At 75.3% G+C, this 1,135-nt stretch carries 1 protein-coding gene; it reads left to right on the top strand.

Going from position 1 to position 1,135, the window contains the following annotated elements:
- Positions 1 to 1,135 (top strand): DPP IV N-terminal domain-containing protein (locus ACFVUS_RS44025; RefSeq protein WP_387781555.1); only part of this gene is annotated, 1,135 nt, incomplete at both ends.

Genomic DNA, 1,135 nt, shown 5'->3' with positions numbered 1-1,135 from the left:
GTGGCCTGGTCGCCCGACTCGACGAATGTGCTGGCCCACCGGACCGACGAGCGCCACGTCCGCCGGACCCACCTCGTGGAAGCCAGGCCCGCCGACGGCGGCGCGCCCCTCCCGCACACCCAGCGGTACGCCTACGCCGGGGACGAGCACCTGCCGCTGGCCGAGCTGGTCGTGCTGGACGTCGCCGCGGGCACGGTGGTCCGGGCGCGGGCCGAGCCGCTGCCGATGCCCCTGCTGTCGCCGATCACCGCCCGGTGGGCGTGGTGGGCCCCGGACGGCTCGGCGGTGTACTACCTCGCCCGCCCCCGCGACCAGCGCACCCTCACCCTGCACCGGCTCGACCCGGTCACCGGCGAGGTGACCACCGTACTGAGCGAGAGCGGGGCCACCCGCGTGGAGCCCAACCAGTGGGCGTACGAGCCTCCGATCGTGCGGGTGCTGGCCGACGAGGTCCTGTGGTACTCGCAGCGGGACGGCTGGGGCCACCTGTACCGCTACGACCTGCGCACCGGCGCACCCCTCGGGCAGGTCACCTCCGGGCCGTGGGCGGTGCGGCAGATCCTGCGCGTCGACGAGGCCCGGCGGGTGGTCTACTTCACCGCTTCCGGGCTGGTCGAGGAGGACCCGTACCGCCGCACGGTGTGCCGGATCGGCCTGGACGGCTCCGGCTTCGCCAAGGTCACGGACGACGCCCTGGACCACGTCGTGACCCTGCCGGGCGGCGGCCAGGAGTACTTCGTCGACTCCGCCTCCACCGTCGACACCCCGCCGGTGACCCGCGTCCGCGACTGGACCGGCCGCGTCCTCGTCGAGCTGGAGCGCGCCGACACCGGCGGGCTGACCGCCACCGGCTGGACGCCGCCGGAACGGTTCCGCGTCAAGGCGGCCGACGGCGTCACCGACGTCTACGGGGTCCTGTACCGGCCGCGGGGCTTCGACCCCGCCCGGCGCTACCCGGTGGTGGACAACCTCTACCCCGGCCCGCAGGTGGCCCGGGTCTCGCCGTCCTTCGACCCCGGCGGGACGGGCCTCGACGCCGAACCCCTCGCCGCGCTGGGCTTCGTGGTGGTGGCCCTGGACGGACGGGGCACCCCGGGCCGGAGCAAGTCCTTCCACGACGCCTCGTACGGCCACC

It is taken from the genome of Nocardia sp. NPDC058058 (genome assembly GCF_042885355.1).
Classification (GTDB): domain Bacteria; phylum Actinomycetota; class Actinomycetes; order Mycobacteriales; family Mycobacteriaceae; genus Nocardia.
This window is presented reverse-complemented; position numbering and strand designations above follow the sequence as displayed.